The following is a 16028-nucleotide window of genomic DNA, read 5'->3' on the forward strand; positions in this document are numbered from 1 at the left end:
TAAAAAATATTAAAAAAAGTTTGCGAAAAACTTGCAAGAAATGAAAAATCGTTATACCTTTGCAACCGCAAAACAGAAATAATAAGTTCATATACATAAACGGAGAGGTGCCGGAGTGGTAACGGAGCAGATTGCTAATCTGTCGGCGGGTAACCGTCGCCTGGGTTCGAGTCCCAGTCTCTCCGCATCTAAATGTACTCATTAGATAAGTTTCTCGGGGCGTAGCGTAGTCCGGTCATCGCGCCTGGTTTGGGACCAGGAGGTCGCAGGTTCGAATCCTGCCGCCCCGACAATAAAATATTTCATTAATGTTCCTTTTAGTGACATTTTTGAAATATTTTTTTTGAAATATAGGGTCACGTAGCTCAGCTGGATAGAGCATCTGCCTTCTAAGCAGACGGTCACAGGTTCGAATCCTGTCGTGATCACGAGAATTTGTTTCATTTTGTATTAAAATTTATGTTCGAAATAACGCAGAGTTTCCGCTCTGCGTTATTTTGTTTTAAAGAGCAAGTGTCCTTTTTTATTTTAGAAAACTTTTTTTGTTTATAAAGTTTTTGTCAGTACCTTTGCACCCGCAAAACAAAGAACAGAATAATGAAACACTCCTTATTTATACTATTTTTAGCAGCATCACCTTTTATTTTTTCCCAAAAAACAATAAAAGATTCTCTACAAGAACTCCCTAAAGTAGATCAGAAAGCTTATAGAAAAGCACAATTAGAACGCGCTTTGTCAAAAATATGGGAACTCGACCGTGAAGACCAACGCGGTACTTTTAAACTCGTAGAATACCTCCCTATGTATGTAATGCCATTCCGCTTTACTGATAAACCTACAGAGCAACCCATAAGCCTTAACCCCGACCGCCCTATCCCCGAATGGAGAGATTATCAACATATAGAAACAAAATTTCAAGTAAGCCTAAAAGCTAAAATTATGCAAGACGCTTTTGGTAAAGGCGATGTCTGGGTTGCTTTCACTCAGCAATCCTATTGGCAGATGTATAATGGCGAACTCTCACGTCCATTTAGAGAATTGAATTATGAACCCGAACTCATCTTTACCTATCCACTCAACTTCTCAGCAGGGAACCTAAAAATGAAAATGATAGGCTTATCCGTAAATCACCAATCTAATGGTAAAGAAGCGGCACATTCCCGCAGTTGGAACAGGATTATTTTTCAGGTATTTTCCTATGGAATGATTTAATGGTTAATAGCCGTTTCTGGTGGCGTTTCTCAGAAAAGGCAAGAGAAGATGACAATCCCGATATTGAGAATTATATAGGACGTTGTGAATTGAGCATTGCTTACCCATTCGGTAAAAATGTTTTTAATTTGAAAGTGAGAAATAATTTAAATTTTAATCATAATCGTGGACACGTAGAGTTAAATTGGATATACCCTCTTAGTCGCGACCTGCGTATTCTCTTGCAAGCATCTCACGGCTATGGCGATTCCCTTATCGATTATAATTATAAACAAACAATCGTAGGTATAGGATTTACCTTCTTAAGCCTTTAAGTAAACCAATCTTACCCTTTATCTCTTACTTCTTATTTAAAATAAAGGAAACTTTTTTTGTTTATTAAGTTTTTTCGTTGTACCTTTGCCCCCGAAATCAAGAGGTTTAATAAATTGACAAATCAACAAATTAATATAGTATGAAAGAGGATATTGTAAAGCGCGCTTTAAATGACTTTATGCAGTATGGGTTTAAAACCTTTACTATGGATGATTTAGCTAACAAAAAGGGGATGTCTAAAAAGACGCTTTATGAACATTTTCCCTCTAAACAAGATTTAGTAGATGCTTGTTTAGATTATGCTTTAGAGATGAGTTGTACAAATGTAACTACTTTTGTACAAGGAGAAGGATCTGTGATAGAAAATGTATACCGCAACCAGAAAAAAGTTCAAGAAGTTTTCAATATCAACAGCGACCGCCCTATTTGGGAGTTACAAAAATACTATCCTAAAACATACGAACGTATGGAAGGTGAGTTTGCTAAAACTGATGCACTTTTTATAGATAAACTCTTAGAAAAAGGTTGGCAAGAAGGTCTTTTTAGAAAAGATATCAATGTGAACTTCTATAAGGTTTTCTATACTAGTGTACAACGTCTCCGCTCTATAACTCATACTTTCCCTGAAAGAGAATTTCCCTTCTGGGAAACTATCTATACTATTTTAGAGTACTTTTTTAGGATACTTGTCAATGAAAAAGGACTTAAAGAATTAGAACGAGTATTAGAACAAGAAAGAAAACAAAAAATAAACGAATTTCAGTTGCTAACAACTAATGACTAAAAACAAATATCAATGAAAAAAATCATTACAAGTGCTTTGTTCTGCCTCAGTTTTATGAGCTTTGCACAACAAAAAGAATTGACTTTAAAAGAAGCTATTCGTTATGCTTTAGAAAATAAAGCTGATGCTGAGAAAGCGCGATTAGAAGTGACCAAAGCCAATTATAAGATACAAGAAGTACGTGCTAATGCATTGCCTAATATTTCAGCTTCAGGTGGTATGGTATACAATCCTAAATTACAAGCTACTTATATTGATGGTAGTACCTTTGGTATACCTGGTGGAGACCCTTTAAAAATGGAAATGGGACAAAAATGGTCGGCTAATGCTGAAGCTAAACTTACCCAAGTACTCTTCAATCAATCGGTATTTATGGGACTAAAAGCAGCGCGTACTACCCGTGAATTCTATATGCTCAATCAACAACTTACTGAAAATGATATTATAGAAAAGGTAGCCAAAGCTTACTATCAAGTATATCAAACCCGACAAACATTGGAAAATATAGAAAGTAATTTGGCACTTACCGAGAAAACAGCTAATGTAGTAAAAGGATTAAACCAATCAGGTTTATCTAAAAAAATAGATCTCGATCGCACTACAGTGGCTGTAAATAATCTCAAATCGGCACGCCAGCAAGCACTTAACGGATTACAACTCTCCGAAAATGCACTTAAATATATGATAGGAATGCCTATGAATGAGTCTATTACATTGCCTAAAGAAGGATTTGAAGCTAATTATGATTTGGCTTTCGATAAAGGAAATACCAATAATCGTATAGAGTTGCAAGTACTTGAAAAACAAAAACAACTTTTAGATATTAATGTAAAGGTACAACGTGCAGCACTCTATCCATCATTAGCTTTGCAAGCTACCTATGGATATTTGAGTATGGGACCTAAAACACCTATTTTTTATGGTGAAAAAGATAAAGTATATGGTTCTGATTATTCAGCTATCACTTTAGGATTGAACATACCTATTTTCTCAGGTTTTGGTACACGTGCCAAAATACGCCAAGCTCAGATAGAAAGTCAAGCACTTGAAGCTACGCTCAAAGATACTCGTTTGGCAATGGATTTGGCTCATGAAAATGCTCGTAGCCAGCTCACTAATAACCTCCTTACTATTGATTCACAAAAAGAAAACGTAAAACTCGCTGAAGAGGTGTTACTCAATACTCAAAACAATTATCGACAAGGGTTAGCTTCTCTCACTGATTTATTAGAAGCTGAACGCTCTCTATCTGATGCTAAAAATAACTATACTACTGCCTTATTAGACTATAAATTAGCAGAAATTGAGTTGCTGAAATCACAAGGGAGGTTAGAGACTATGAAGTAAATTCTATATCAAATCATAAAAAGAGGTTACTTAAATATAATAAACAACCTCTTTTTGTATAGTTTAGTGAAGTAAATATAATTTTTTCTTCGCATAGTCTATTATAGCTTTTTTCTTTTGGAGTAAGTCAGCACCTATGATACCATGTACAGGAAGTGTTTGAAACTGCTGTAGCGCTTCGTTTACGTGTGTTAAATCAAATAGAACTAGAGGAAGTCTTCGGATGCTTAATGCTCCTATTTCTAAGTGATTTTTTATGGCAACTTGTGTTTCCATACCACTTGTGCCTGCACCAGCAGCTTTTATTTCTGACGCTTTTGCTTGCAGATTAAAATAGGTTGTCCACTCTATTCCTACACAAGTATTAGAAGCTCCTGAGTCTAAGATAAAACGTCCTTCCACTCCATTGATTTTAGCTTGTAGCACAAAATGTTTAGTAAGGGTAAACTCAAGCGGAATAGCAATATATCCTTTCTCTATGAGTAGTTTCTTTAAAGTAAATCCCATTTGCTTTTAACTTCATTTACTATTTCCTTAATGTTTTGTTCTTTTGCTTTTGGGTAGATGAGCAAAACATCATCTCTATCTACTATAATGTAGTCTTTAAGTCCATCTATTACTACAAATTTAGCGCCTTCAGTACGGATAATATTGTTTTCAGCATCTTTGAGTAATACTCTTGCGTTGATAACGGCATTTTGAGCACTATCTTTTGGTGATTTTTCATGTAAAGACCCCCAAGAACCTAAGTCATTCCAATCAAAATTAGCAGGAAGTACGTAAATATTAGTAGAAGGTTCTAAAATAGCATAGTCTACTGATATATTTTCAGCTTCAGGGTAAGCTTTAGCTATAAAATCTACTTCGTTTTCAGTGTTATAAGTATCTTCTCCTTTTTTGAAGAGTTCATACATAGTAGATTGATAAGTTTTATAAGCATTAAGTACTGTTTGGGTACTCCATATAAAAATGCCGGCATTCCACAAAAAGTTACCTTGTTTTAAAAAGTCTTTAGCAGTAGCATAATCAGGTTTTTCACGAAATTGATTTACTTTTTTGATACTAGTACTATCATCTTTATCGTATTGTATATAGCCATAGCCAGTGTTAGGGAAAGTAGGTACTATACCTAAAGTGAAGATATTATCGTTTTTTTGTGCTGCATTGAAACATGTAATGACATTATGCATAAAGGCTTTTTCATCTTCAATCCATGCATCACTAGGGGCTACTATCATCACTCCATTTGGGTTACGTTTGTTCACCTTCATTGCAGCATAGAGTATGCAGGGAGCCGTATTGCGCATACAAGGCTCTAATACTAAGTTTTTAGGCAATATATTAGGAATCTGTTCTTCTACGATATCTTTGTATCGTTCGTTTGTAAGAATAAGAATATTTTCCTGTGGAATAAACTTCTGTAAGCGAGAATAAGTACGTTGCAAGAGCGTTTGCCCTGTGCCTAGCATATCGTGAAATTGTTTAGGGTATTCCGTAGTACTCACAGGCCAAAAGCGTGAACCTACCCCCCCAGCCATAATCACTGCATAGTAATTGTTTACCATAAATGTAATATTTTAATTTAAGATTTTAAGTTTTAATAAGTTCAACCTCCGCGTGTGGTTGAAATATATATTTTTTTCCAGAGTTCACTTCCACACAGTCATAACATTTTACACGGCGTTGCCCTTTGCGGAATACACGCCCATCCTTGATCCGGAAAGTGCTTCCTATTGGAATTTCATAAATAAAACTCACATTTTCACTTATATCAAATTGCTTAAGAGCAATAGCTAATACAGGGTCTACATCACTACTGGACATAGGGTTTAAGAAATGTCGCTGTAATATGCCTAACAATTGTTGAGGAAATATCTCTGGAATGATAAAAGGTCTCATCAGTTGTTGGAATGTGTATTTCCACTCATTGCCGTGAGGTTTGATAAGTCTTCCAAAACGTTCAAAAGCTATCAAATGTGCTACTTCGTGAATAAAAGTTATCAAAAAACGGTATTTATTAGCAGTAGCATTCATTGTGATGAGATGTTGTCCGTTAGGAAGTTGCCGATAGTCTCCGTGCCTTGTTTTTCGCTCATTTACAATACGCAAATAAATATTGTTTACTTTTATGAGTTCAAAACAAGGAATTACAGCGTTTTCGGGTAAATATTTAAACAGAATTTCTCTCATAGCCCGCAAATGTACAAAAAATATTTTACATTCACAAAAAAAATAATCAATTGTCAATTCGTAAACTCGTGAATTTTCTCTATTTTTGCCGTGTTTGTAAACCAAAGAAAAATATGTCAATCATAAGTTATTTAAAATTCCTCATAAGATCAACTAATCAACACGGAGTTCATTCTCCTTTTGTTTATAATTTTGTAACTCGTTGCTTGTACAATAAACAGTTAGTGAGTACAAAAGAACTCTCTAATTGTTTATCAGTTATATCTAAAAAACAACTCATTTCATTACTGAAAATTATTCGCTATTTAGGAGTGAATACTATATTTACAGATGAAAAAAAACTCTCTATAAAAGAAAATTGCAGTCTTGTAACCGAATTACAACCTGCAACCACTTACGATCTTCTTTTTATCAATGATCTCAAAGCAGATTGTGATTTTTACCTAGATTTTATGCATAATGATAGTATCCTTGTTGTTAATAATATTCATCAAGAGAAAAATAAACTTTTATGGAGGAAACTTATAGATAATGAAAAAGTTACCGCTTGTATAGATGTATATTATCAAGGGTATATTTTTATAAGAAGAGAACAACTTAAAGAAGTTTTTTATATAAGATAAGAGGTAAGAAAAAGAAAATCTTACCTCTTATTTTTATTTCCTATTTGCCAAGAAGGTATGCAAAAATGAGTGGTGCTACAATAGTAGCATCTGATTCTACTATGAATTTAGGGGTGTCGATATCTAATTTTCCCCAAGTAATTTTTTCGTTAGGTACTGCTCCTGAGTATGAACCATAGCTAGTGGTTGAGTCAGAAATCTGGCAGAAATACGACCAGAAAGGTACATCTTCCCATTCTAAATCCTGATACATCATAGGTACTACACAAATAGGGAAATCACCAGCTATACCACCACCTATCTGGAAGAAACCTACTCCTTTACCACCTGAATTGGCTCGATACCACTCAGTAAGGTAAATCATATACTCAATACCAGTTTTTACAGTAGAAGCCTTTAGATTTCCTTTGATTACATTGGCGGCAAAAATGTTACCAGTAGTTGAGTCTTCCCAACCTGGGCAAACGATAGGTAAATTCTTTTCGGCAGCTGCTAATATCCAAGAATTTTTAGGGTCAATTTCATAATATTGCTCTAATACACCTGATTTTACTACTTGGTATAAAAATTCGTGAGGGAAATAGCGTTCACCTTTACTTTCGGCTGCGTGCCATACATCTTCCAAGTGTTTTTGTAAACGACGAAAAGCTTCTTCCTCAGGAATACAAGTGTCCGTTACACGGTTGTAATGTCCATCAAGGAGCTCTCTTTCTTGTTCAGGAGTGAGGTCGCGATAGTGTGGTACACGTTTGTAGTGAGAGTGTGCAACAAGGTTCATTACATCCTCTTCAAGGTTAGCCCCTGTACACGAGATGATATCTACTTTGCCTGCACGAATCATCTCAGCAAGTGAAATTCCTAATTCTGCCGTACTCATTGCTCCAGCAAGTGCCACGAGCATTTTTCCGCCTTCAGTAATATGGGTTTCATACCCTTTAGCAGCATCTACTAAAGCTGCTGCATTGAAGTGTAAAAAGTTTTTCTCAATGAATTGAGAAATAGGTCCTTTACTCATTTTTGATTAGTTTAAAAATCTAAATTATTCGGCAAAGATATAAATAATCTATCAATTTAGCAAATTAATATTTTGTATATCAAAAATATTTCGTACCTTTGCCCCGTTTTCAGTACCTCTACAAAATTCTATTCAATAATATCTTAATTTAAAAAGAGGAAAAAAACACTATCTTATTCTACTGAAAAAAATCATTTACTTTATTAACAACTATTTTATAAAATGTCTAACATTACAGATTTAAAATCTAAAAAGCTACCTGAATTACAGGAAATAGCAAAGGGGCTAAATGTGCCTAAGTATCGTTACTTAAACAAGCCCGAACTTATCAATCAAATTATTGATTTTCAAGAAAAACAAACCAATCAAACTCCTCAAGAACTTCCTAAAAAAACTGCTGCTATAACAGCTAAAAACACTAACTCACCATCTAAAAAAGAACGAAAGAAAAAAATAGATGCCCCTCAAAAAGTAGGAAGCTCTAAACAAGAAAATCTACTTAAAAATACAATAAATAAAGAAACTACGGAAGACAATAAAGTAGAGATAAAAACAGATACTAAACCTAATTTTCAACGAAAAAATAATACTCCTACACCTCCTTCTACTAACAATAATCAATCTAAAACACCTCCCCCTTCAAATAATAACAATAATGGTAATATTGCAAACAATAGCAGTAATAACTATGTGAATATCAATAATGAAAACTTTGATAAGGAGAAAAAAAATCGTTATAGAGCTCCTGATTTTGAGTTTGATAGTATTGTAGATTGTGAAGGTGTTTTGGATATTACCCCAGAAGGCTACGGTTTCTTGCGCTCTTCTGATTATAACTACTTGGCTTCTCCTGATGATATCTATGTATCAGCTTCTCAAATCCGTTTGTTTGGTTTGCAAACAGGAGATACAGTTCACGGAGAAGTCCGTCCACCTAAAGATGGTGAAAAATATTATCCACTTCTTAAAGTGATTAAAATTAATGGTTTAGACCCTCAAGTAGTGCGTGATCGCGTACTTTTTGAACACCTCACTCCACTTTTTCCTACCGAAAAATTTGAATTAGCAGGTAAAGGAGCAACGATTTCTACACGTCTTATCGATCTTTTTGCACCTATAGGAAAAGGACAACGTGGAATGATTGTAGCACAACCTAAAACAGGGAAAACAATGTTGTTGAAAGATATTGCTAATGCTATCAGTAAAAATCACCCTGAAGTATATTTGATGGTGCTTCTCATTGATGAACGCCCAGAGGAAGTAACCGATATGCAACGAAGTGTACGTGGTGAAATTATTTCATCTACTTTTGATAAAGAGGCTTCTGAACACGTAAAAATAGCCAATATAGTCCTTGAAAAAGCTAAACGATTAGTAGAATGTGGTCACGATGTGGTAATTTTGTTAGATTCTATCACACGTTTGGCTCGTGCATACAACACGGTGCAACCTGCTTCTGGTAAAGTGCTTACAGGTGGGGTAGATGCCAATGCACTTCACAAACCTAAACGTTTCTTTGGGGCTGCTCGCAATATAGAAAATGGTGGTTCTCTTTCTATCATAGCTACCGCACTTACTGAAACAGGATCTAAAATGGATGAGGTGATTTTTGAAGAATTTAAAGGAACTGGTAATATGGAGTTACAGTTAGACCGCCGTATTGCGAACCGCCGTGTCTTCCCTGCTATAGATCTAATGGCATCATCTACTCGTCGTGACGATTTGCTTTTAGAGGAAAATACACTCAATCGCATCTGGGTATTGCGCAAATATTTAGCTGATATGAACCCTATAGAAGCAATGGAGTTTATGGAAAAACAAATCAAACAAACTCGAAATAACGAAGAATTTTTAGCGACAATGAATAACTAATCATTTAAAAGTTGTTTTTTGTATTTCTTGTAAAACAATAAGTTATAAAATAAGTTAAAAAAACATCGCAATTTTTTGTCTTAAAAATTTGCAAGTAATAAAAATAGTTGTACCTTTGCACCCGCATAATTGAAATGACAATAGCAGTTGTGTAATTGGAGAGATGGCAGAGCGGTCGAATGCGGCGGTCTTGAAAACCGTTGAGGGTAACACCTCCGGGGGTTCGAATCCCTCTCTCTCCGCAAAAAAATCCATTATAACAAAATAAAGTGTTATAATGGATTTTTTTATTATTATCAATTGATGATTAGCGATTTTTTAATTCAAATTCTAATATATTATACATATTCTCAAGTTGATATACTACTTTTTCATTTAAAACTATATCTGATAATAATAATTTTTCTACAGCTTCATAAAAAATTTTTAATGTTTTACTGTTGTTAAGCCATTCTGTAATTTGTATATTCAGTTCTCTATGTTCGTCTTTAAAATAGGTATGATGATACTCTATTCCTCTAGCTTGTAAGCTATACATAAAAATTTCTTCAAAATAACGAATTGCATTTATTTTATAAGCATTAGCTATCCAGCAGTCTAATAAAGGCTGAATGGGCAATCCTGCTAATCCAAAACAAACTAACCAATCTTCAGCAGTGGTGATTTCGGAGTATCTTTCACTGAGAACTTCTTCAAAAAAAGTGAGAGAAAATCGCTTTAAAAAATCTATTTCAGGAGCTTTCCACAAATCAAGACGTTCAAAATGGCATTTAGAGAGCGAGAACCCCTCGTCTATATAAAATGTTTTGCCTTCGCAAAGAAATTCGAGCATACGTGGTAGAAAATAATGAACTTCTACGATAGCCTTATCTGTACTTACTAACATAGCTTCTATGTAGGTACTAATTTGTTGAAGTGAGAGTTCCCTAAGGGGAATACGGCATAAATCATCTATTTCAGTAGGAGTAATGCAATTACCACAATCACATACCGATAGATGTTTATCTATCGAATAAGTAGAAAAAAGCTGATAGGCTTCTTCTATATAAGGACTTAATTTGTTTGAATATTTCATCTTTTATAACTTAACCAAATAGCTGTACGCCCTCCTTTTCGATCATAAAGAGCCTCAATTTCTCCCCATTCAAAAGAGTGATTATCGCCAATATGGGCTGTGATCCATTGTTTGTAATATTTTTCAGTTTTCAATTCGTATTCCTCACTCCAATCTTCCCACGAAGTCTGTCGTTCGTTCATCGCAAAACATAAACATTCTAGTTGCTCTCCTTTAAAACAAAGAGAAACATCAAAGAGTTTTCCTTCAAAAGAACAATTGTAAAAATATAGCCAATAGTATCCTGTACCTACCTCCCATATTTCATTATTTGGAAAATGTTCTCTAAGATTAGAAAAAGTTGTATTAGTTGTGATGATTTCACTTTCTATGAGAAGGAAATCTCCATTATGAGTGTCTAAAAAAGAAGCTGTTTTTTTCATTTGATCTCTTGTTATCCAACCGCAAAGATATAATTTTTTGTTAATATTTTTTATAGCCAACAGAAAAATAGTACTTTTGCCTATCTAATATATAAAAAAATGAATATAGCCATAGTGTGTTATCCTACCTTTGGAGGTAGTGGTGTTGTCGCTACCGAATTAGGGCTTGCTTTAGCCCGCAAAGGTCATCAAGTACACTTTATTACTTATAGTTATCCTGTGCGTTTAGACTTCTTGGAAATGAATATTCACTTTCACGAGGTACACGTAGAGGAATACCCCTTGTTTCATTATCAGCCTTACGAATTAGCTTTATCGAGCAAAATGGCTTATGTGGTAAAGACTTACAACATCGATATTTTGCACGTACATTATGCTATTCCGCACGCTTATGCAGGCTATATGGCAAAGCAAATGCTCAAACGTGAAGGAATAGAAGTCCCTATGATTACCACTTTGCACGGCACTGATATTACTCTTGTAGGTAATCACCCTACTTATAAAGAAGCGGTAACGTTTAGCATCAACGAATCGGATGTAGTAACTTCAGTTTCAGAGAGTTTGAAACGAGATACATTGCGCCTTTTTAATGTAGATAAAGATATAAAAGTTATTCCTAACTTTATTGGATTGCAAAAAATGGAGCGTGTTTCTCCTTGTAAACGAAGTGTAATGGCAAGTGCTGATGAACTTATCGTTACTCATATCAGCAACTTTAGGAAAGTGAAGCGTGTAGATGATGTAGTAAGGGTGTTCTATGGCATTCAGCAACAGCTTCCTGCTAAATTGATAATGGTAGGCGATGGACCAGAGCGTGAAATAGCCGACCAGCTATGTAAGGATTTAGGTATCAAGAAAAAGGTACTCTTCTTAGGAAATACATCTGATATAGACCGTATATTATGTTTTACAGATTTGTTTTTACTCCCCTCAGAATCCGAAAGTTTTGGACTTTCAGCCTTAGAGGCAATGGCTGCGGGAGTTCCTGTAGTGTCTAGTAACGCAGGAGGCTTATCGGAGGTAAATGAAGAAGGAGTATCAGGCTACTTATGCCCCATAGGAGATGTGCAAACAATGGCTGAAAAAGCTATTTATATTTTGAGTGACAAAGACCGCTTGGCACAATTTAAACAGAATGCTCGAAAAGTAGCAGCTCGTTTTGATGAAGAGAAAATTATACCGATGTATGAAGCTCTTTACTACAATGCTATAAAAGAAAAATAAAATATTATGGCAACATACAAACGCCCCATAACCTTAGAAACCGCGCTCAAAGAAGTAACCGAGGAGCGCTTTTGTAAAGGACATCATTACAAAGATGTTGCCCTAACCGACGAGATGGTCGCACAAATTATACAAGTAAAATCGTTGGTTAATATGGGATTTATCAATACTGATATTACTGATGAAGCACTCCAGTACTTGGCTACTTTGCCTAAGCTAAAACTTCTTTTCTTAGAGGACAACAAGCAAGTTACAGGCGAAGGCTTTAAGTACTTTGCCGATAAACCTATTGACCATATCTCGCTGGACGGTTGCCCTGTAACTGATGAAATGCTAAAAATTGTATTGCAAGTACCGCGCCTGAAGTCTCTTTCGCTAAAGAGAACCCGAGTTACTTTTGAAGGACTTATGGCAGTAGCACATTATAATAAGGTGAGTTTCTACCTTGATAAACCTTTCACTGAGGAGCAGAAAAAAGCCTTTGAACAAGCCCAACGTACGGCAGGCAAGAAGAAACCAGCGGCACCCCCTACCGATGATTTGCCCATCGTAAAGCAACTGCTTTTGGACTTCTTTGCGGCAATGACTGAGTGGGAGGCTTTTGCTGCCAAGAATGATGATACAGAAGAGGGTGAGCTTTTGGTACAAGAAAAATGTAAAGCCCTCTTCCAAAAGTATTGTACCGACAAGCGCAGGGCGGGCTATCGTCCTGAGGGAATTCATTTTTCACTAAACGAGGGAGGTACTTATAGAGCGCATCAAATCATTGATAGCGAGACCGTAACTAAAAATAAGATATACCTCTATACCCAAAATGATCGTGATGATCAGTTTCGCTTTCTTATCATTAGAAAAGATGGTGAGTGGAAGATAGATGACTGTCAAAGGCACGATGGGGGGTGGACTAAATACGGATTATAATAATGAAAACAAAAGACAAAAAACAAAAAACCTTATATAGCTTTATTGCGAGGAGTAATGCCTACGGGGAAAAACAGAATCCCCAAAATGGCAGAGCTACAAGAATTACTCTCCTCAGAATTTGAAGGGGTACGCACTTATATCCAAAGCGGAAATATAGTGTTCTTATCTGACAAAATACGTAATGAAATAGCCCCCAAAGTCTCCCAATTAATAAAAGAGCATATAGGTCCTGACCTACCAACTGTTGTAGTAACTAGAGAAGAGGTACAGGAAATGCTTGATATGAATCCTTTTATAGGAGAAAATTATGATATAGCTCGGGTATTTTTTACGCTCACAAATAGTGTTTTAGCACCTGATTTAGTAGAAAAGTTGAAGAAAGAAACTTTTGATGGAGAAGAATTGGCTATAGTGGGTGATAAAATATATCTATATCTTCCTAAGGATGCTTCAAGGTCTAAATTGAATAACAATTATGTGGAAAAGAGACTTAAAATAGTAGCTACAACGCGTAATTTTAATACTTTGAGCAAACTTATTACAATGGTTGATGAACTTACTAAAGAATGAAAACAGCAAAACAACTTATAGAAGATGAACTTCAGAAAACAATTCATCAACTTAAAGAAGTTTCTCTTTTGCAAGAGGAGAAACAAGCACTTGTAAGCTATAAAAAGGAGTTAGAGCAATTATTGTTTCTCAAAAAACTTTCGGATACTTATCATTTGGAACCTAAAGAGATAGAGCATATTGTTGTATTGTCTCCGCCTCGTACAGATTTTGCTAATTTTCGTATTGTAGATGATGCTGAAACAGAAGAAAAACAATGGTGGGAGGAGTTAAAGATAGAAAATGAACCTCTTTGGCTTTGTGAAGGAGATATTTTGATTAAGAAAAGATAATTTAAAAATATAAATACAATGAAGGATATATCCCAAATATTAAAAGCTGATATAAAAATAGAAGATGGTATTTTTTGCTGTATGAATGACCATTTTGTCAGTGGAGATAATCAAAAATATATGAAAATGTATGATTGGATGTCTTTCTTTTATGATTTTGGAGAAAAATGGATAGGAAAACTCAAGTATGGAAATGGCATTGACCGCCTGCGTACGGAATTGATGAGCCGCTTGGAATGGAAGAATGCTATTTCGGTACTTTATGTTTCCATAGGTACAGGGGCAGACTTGCGTTATCTACCGCAAGGGATTGATCTGAAAACAATAGACCTTGTAGGAGCTGATATTTCTATGGGAATGCTCAAAAGATGTAAGAAACAGTGGCAAAAGAAAACAAACCTTACCCTTGTGCAGTGTCCCGCTGAAGAGTTACCTTTTGCTGATAATATGTTTAATATTGTTTTTCACAATGGAGGAATTAATTTTTTCAACGATAAAGCCCTTGCTATGAGCGAAATGCTCCGAGTTGCCAAACCAGGAAGCAAGTTGCTTATCGCCGATGAGACAGCCGACTTTGTGGAGACCCAATACAAGAAAAGCGTCTTTTCTAAATCCTATTTTGAAGGCAAAACGGTTGATTTGAACGCCATAGAACAATGTATCCCAACGTCAGTGGTTGAAAAGAAAACAGAATTATTCTGGAATAACAAGTTTTATGGAATCACTTTTAGAAAAAGCAACTAAATGAATGCCTTACAAAAACGATTAGCGCAAATAGGAACGAAACCTCACGAAAATAGCTTGTGTGATGGAATAGTATATGAAGACGCAGAAGACCAATGTTATTGGATTTATAACCACTATTCCTATTGTGAATGGCTCAAGCACTATATGATGCACTATGCAGGACTTAGCTGGGAAGAAGCTACTGAGAAATTAGCTCAAAATAACCTGTTTGCAACCCCACCTAAAGATCTTGAGAATTTATTTTGCATTACGCACGAGCTTACTTATCACAACGCAATGGAGATAGCCAAAGGAAATATGTATTGGCAGGATGGAACACCCTCTGATACTAATGATTTTCAAGAAGAACACGACGTTTGGTATAAGCAAACCAAAGAAAAATATCACTTGAACGAAGAATACGAGACACTTAGTTTTGAAGAAATATTGAAATTAAACTAAATGAGTTACATTACCTTTAAGAGCAAGCTCATAGAGCAAAAAGTAAAGCAATATCTGAAAAAGAAACACGAAGACCTTCTTGTAAAAGAGGGAAGTAGGGTGTTGGTTAAAGAAGAAGGAGCACCTTTGGTTACCAAAATGCTCATTCATAACGATGATTTGCACTCGGAAGACTTAGCCGACTTGCAAATGTTCCCCAATATAAAGGAATTACAGTTGTTGTCGGACAATATAACCCACTTGGAAGCCTTGCCACCCTTGGAAAAGCTACAAAAACTCTATTTGAATGTCAAGGCAACGGATTATACGCCTCTCGTTAAATGCAAAAAACTTAAAAAAGTAGAGGTTTATGACAGTGGGGTGAGTGATATAGCCCCTTTTTGTGAACTTACGAAACTGAAAGAGTTAAAACTATCGTGCAATAAACTCATTTCTTTGGAGGGCATACAACGATTACAAAACCTTACCGAACTTTGGTTGGATAGAAACCAAATCACCGATATATCCCCTTTGGCGTGGTTGCCCAATCTTGAATATTTACAATTAGAGAGGAATCAAATCAGCGATTTATCTCCTCTGAGAGCCCTCAAAAAACTCACCACCTTGCGTTTATATCACAACGAGGTGAAAGATCTTTCTCCTTTGGAGCATTTACCTTTAGAGGAATTGGACTTAGAGCAAAACAAGATAGAAGACCTTAGCGATTTGGTAGGTATAGAAACACTTAGAAATCTAAAGATATGTTTTAATCCTATAAAAGACGCTTCTCCTTTGCTAAAAATGCCTTATTTAGAGTTTGTTTGTACAGATGCTGACGATATCTACTTATCTTTAGAACGTTACCTTGGTAGAAGTGTAGTAAGAGAAGTATTTGGAGGACGATACCCTAATTTTCAAGAAGTAGATACCTATATATTTAGTAAAAAAGAATGAAG

At 35.4% G+C, this 16028-nt stretch carries 17 protein-coding genes, 4 tRNA genes and 1 pseudogene; 16 read left to right on the plus strand and 6 right to left on the minus strand.

All coding sequences use genetic code 11. From position 1 onward, the window contains the following. The first annotated feature begins 101 nt into the window (after positions 1–101). From Q0162_RS03200 to Q0162_RS03225, 6 genes and pseudogenes are all read left to right on the plus strand, one after another. Positions 102–185 (plus strand) — tRNA-Ser (locus Q0162_RS03200). A gap of 30 nt (positions 186–215) precedes the next feature. Continuing rightward, positions 216–290: transfer RNA gene (locus Q0162_RS03205), tRNA-Pro, on the plus strand. Between the two features lie 64 nt (positions 291–354). Continuing rightward, positions 355–428 (plus strand) — tRNA-Arg (locus tag Q0162_RS03210). Positions 429–594: 166 nt separating this feature from the next. Continuing rightward, positions 595–1526 (plus strand): annotated as a pseudogene (locus tag Q0162_RS03215) (phospholipase A). Positions 1527–1666: 140 nt separating this feature from the next. After that, a complete protein-coding gene (locus Q0162_RS03220) occupies positions 1667–2311 on the plus strand; it encodes a TetR/AcrR family transcriptional regulator (RefSeq protein WP_297889003.1) in 645 nt (214 codons plus the stop codon). Positions 2312–2323: 12 nt separating this feature from the next. Next, positions 2324–3658 (plus strand): TolC family protein, encoded by a 1335-nt coding sequence (locus tag Q0162_RS03225; RefSeq protein WP_297889005.1) that lies wholly within the window; start codon positions 2324–2326, stop codon positions 3656–3658. A gap of 63 nt (positions 3659–3721) precedes the next feature. On the opposite strand, the gene Q0162_RS03230 is transcribed toward Q0162_RS03225, so the two are convergent. Genes Q0162_RS03230 through Q0162_RS03240 form a run of 3 tightly spaced genes read right to left on the minus strand, consistent with a single transcriptional unit; the run spans position 3722 to position 5848 of the window. Continuing rightward, on the minus strand, positions 3722–4165 hold the full coding sequence (locus tag Q0162_RS03230; RefSeq protein ID WP_297889007.1) for a retropepsin-like aspartic protease: 444 nt from the start codon (positions 4163–4165) through the stop codon (positions 3722–3724). Continuing rightward, positions 4150–5223: a mannose-1-phosphate guanylyltransferase gene (locus Q0162_RS03235; RefSeq protein WP_297889009.1), complete on the minus strand. Its 1074-nt coding sequence runs from the start codon at positions 5221–5223 to the stop codon at positions 4150–4152. Before Q0162_RS03235 ends, Q0162_RS03230 begins: the two co-directional genes overlap by 16 nt. Positions 5224–5248: 25 nt before the next feature. Next, entirely contained in the window at positions 5249–5848 is a 600-nt protein-coding gene (locus Q0162_RS03240; RefSeq protein WP_297889011.1) for a SprT-like domain-containing protein, read from the minus strand. Positions 5849–6072: 224 nt separating this feature from the next. Here Q0162_RS03240 and Q0162_RS03245 point away from each other — a divergent pair, with 224 nt between their 5' ends. Then, positions 6073–6471 (plus strand): hypothetical protein, encoded by a 399-nt coding sequence (locus Q0162_RS03245; protein WP_297889013.1) that lies wholly within the window; start codon positions 6073–6075, stop codon positions 6469–6471. Positions 6472–6511: 40 nt separating this feature from the next. Here the strand turns inward: Q0162_RS03245 and Q0162_RS03250 are convergent, their stop codons facing one another. Further along, positions 6512–7486, minus strand: a complete 975-nt coding sequence (locus tag Q0162_RS03250) for a deoxyhypusine synthase family protein (RefSeq protein WP_002681113.1) — start codon at positions 7484–7486, stop codon at positions 6512–6514. 222 nt (positions 7487–7708) lie between these two features. On the opposite strand from Q0162_RS03250, the gene rho reads away from it, so the two are divergent. Then, positions 7709–9358: a transcription termination factor Rho gene (gene rho, locus Q0162_RS03255; protein WP_297889021.1), complete on the plus strand. Its 1650-nt coding sequence runs from the start codon at positions 7709–7711 to the stop codon at positions 9356–9358. Between the two features lie 157 nt (positions 9359–9515). After that, positions 9516–9600: transfer RNA gene (locus Q0162_RS03260), tRNA-Ser, on the plus strand. 65 nt (positions 9601–9665) lie between these two features. Here the strand turns inward: Q0162_RS03260 and Q0162_RS03265 are convergent. Continuing rightward, a complete protein-coding gene (locus Q0162_RS03265) occupies positions 9666–10433 on the minus strand; it encodes a hypothetical protein (protein WP_297889024.1) in 768 nt (255 codons plus the stop codon). Next, a complete protein-coding gene (locus tag Q0162_RS03270) occupies positions 10430–10855 on the minus strand; it encodes a hypothetical protein (RefSeq protein WP_297889027.1) in 426 nt (141 codons plus the stop codon). Before Q0162_RS03270 ends, Q0162_RS03265 begins: the two co-directional genes overlap by 4 nt. Before the next feature lie 99 nt (positions 10856–10954). Between Q0162_RS03270 and bshA the strand changes: the two genes are divergently transcribed. The 7 genes from bshA to Q0162_RS03305 are packed head-to-tail and all read left to right on the plus strand — an operon-like array spanning position 10955 to position 16026. Beyond that, positions 10955–12079 (plus strand): N-acetyl-alpha-D-glucosaminyl L-malate synthase BshA, encoded by a 1125-nt coding sequence (gene bshA / locus Q0162_RS03275; protein ID WP_297889030.1) that lies wholly within the window; start codon positions 10955–10957, stop codon positions 12077–12079. A 6-nt stretch (positions 12080–12085) separates the two neighbouring features. Continuing rightward, on the plus strand, positions 12086–13000 hold the full coding sequence (locus tag Q0162_RS03280) for an NTF2 fold immunity protein (RefSeq protein ID WP_297889033.1): 915 nt from the start codon (positions 12086–12088) through the stop codon (positions 12998–13000). Between the two features lie 36 nt (positions 13001–13036). Next, positions 13037–13573, plus strand: a complete 537-nt coding sequence (locus Q0162_RS03285) for a DUF1697 domain-containing protein (protein WP_297889277.1) — start codon at positions 13037–13039, stop codon at positions 13571–13573. Next, complete coding sequence (locus Q0162_RS03290) at positions 13570–13905, plus strand: cell-division protein (protein WP_297889036.1); 336 nt, start codon at positions 13570–13572, stop codon at positions 13903–13905. The genes Q0162_RS03285 and Q0162_RS03290 overlap by 4 nt, the downstream gene beginning before the upstream one ends. Before the next feature lie 18 nt (positions 13906–13923). Then, a complete protein-coding gene (locus Q0162_RS03295; RefSeq protein WP_297889039.1) occupies positions 13924–14649 on the plus strand; it encodes a class I SAM-dependent methyltransferase in 726 nt (241 codons plus the stop codon). Continuing rightward, a complete protein-coding gene (locus Q0162_RS03300; protein ID WP_297889042.1) occupies positions 14650–15093 on the plus strand; it encodes a hypothetical protein in 444 nt (147 codons plus the stop codon). Then, positions 15094–16026 carry a leucine-rich repeat domain-containing protein gene (locus tag Q0162_RS03305; protein WP_297889045.1) on the plus strand — a complete coding sequence of 311 codons (933 nt, stop codon included), beginning with the start codon at positions 15094–15096 and terminating at the stop codon, positions 16024–16026. The last annotated feature ends 2 nt before the right edge of the window (positions 16027–16028 follow it).

Source organism: uncultured Capnocytophaga sp., from assembly GCF_937936315.1.
GTDB lineage: Bacteria > Bacteroidota > Bacteroidia > Flavobacteriales > Flavobacteriaceae > Capnocytophaga.

Bases quoted from the DNA above. Each gene is read 5' to 3' on its own strand.
- Q0162_RS03300 (WP_297889042.1), top strand. From the start codon at position 14,650: ATGAATGCCTTACAAAAACGATTAGCGCAAATAGGAACGAAACCTCAC.
- Q0162_RS03225 (WP_297889005.1), top strand. From the start codon at position 2,324: ATGAAAAAAATCATTACAAGTGCTTTGTTCTGCCTCAGTTTTATGAGC.
- Q0162_RS03305 (WP_297889045.1), top strand. From the start codon at position 15,094: ATGAGTTACATTACCTTTAAGAGCAAGCTCATAGAGCAAAAAGTAAAG.
- Q0162_RS03295 (WP_297889039.1), top strand. From the start codon at position 13,924: ATGAAGGATATATCCCAAATATTAAAAGCTGATATAAAAATAGAAGAT.
- bshA (WP_297889030.1), top strand. From the start codon at position 10,955: ATGAATATAGCCATAGTGTGTTATCCTACCTTTGGAGGTAGTGGTGTT.
- Q0162_RS03290 (WP_297889036.1), top strand. From the start codon at position 13,570: ATGAAAACAGCAAAACAACTTATAGAAGATGAACTTCAGAAAACAATT.
- rho (WP_297889021.1), top strand. From the start codon at position 7,709: ATGTCTAACATTACAGATTTAAAATCTAAAAAGCTACCTGAATTACAG.
- Q0162_RS03240 (WP_297889011.1), bottom strand. From the start codon at position 5,848: ATGAGAGAAATTCTGTTTAAATATTTACCCGAAAACGCTGTAATTCCT.
- Q0162_RS03265 (WP_297889024.1), bottom strand. From the start codon at position 10,433: ATGAAATATTCAAACAAATTAAGTCCTTATATAGAAGAAGCCTATCAG.
- Q0162_RS03220 (WP_297889003.1), top strand. From the start codon at position 1,667: ATGAAAGAGGATATTGTAAAGCGCGCTTTAAATGACTTTATGCAGTAT.
- Q0162_RS03250 (WP_002681113.1), bottom strand. From the start codon at position 7,486: ATGAGTAAAGGACCTATTTCTCAATTCATTGAGAAAAACTTTTTACAC.
- Q0162_RS03235 (WP_297889009.1), bottom strand. From the start codon at position 5,223: ATGGTAAACAATTACTATGCAGTGATTATGGCTGGGGGGGTAGGTTCA.
- Q0162_RS03230 (WP_297889007.1), bottom strand. From the start codon at position 4,165: ATGGGATTTACTTTAAAGAAACTACTCATAGAGAAAGGATATATTGCT.
- Q0162_RS03280 (WP_297889033.1), top strand. From the start codon at position 12,086: ATGGCAACATACAAACGCCCCATAACCTTAGAAACCGCGCTCAAAGAA.
- Q0162_RS03270 (WP_297889027.1), bottom strand. From the start codon at position 10,855: ATGAAAAAAACAGCTTCTTTTTTAGACACTCATAATGGAGATTTCCTT.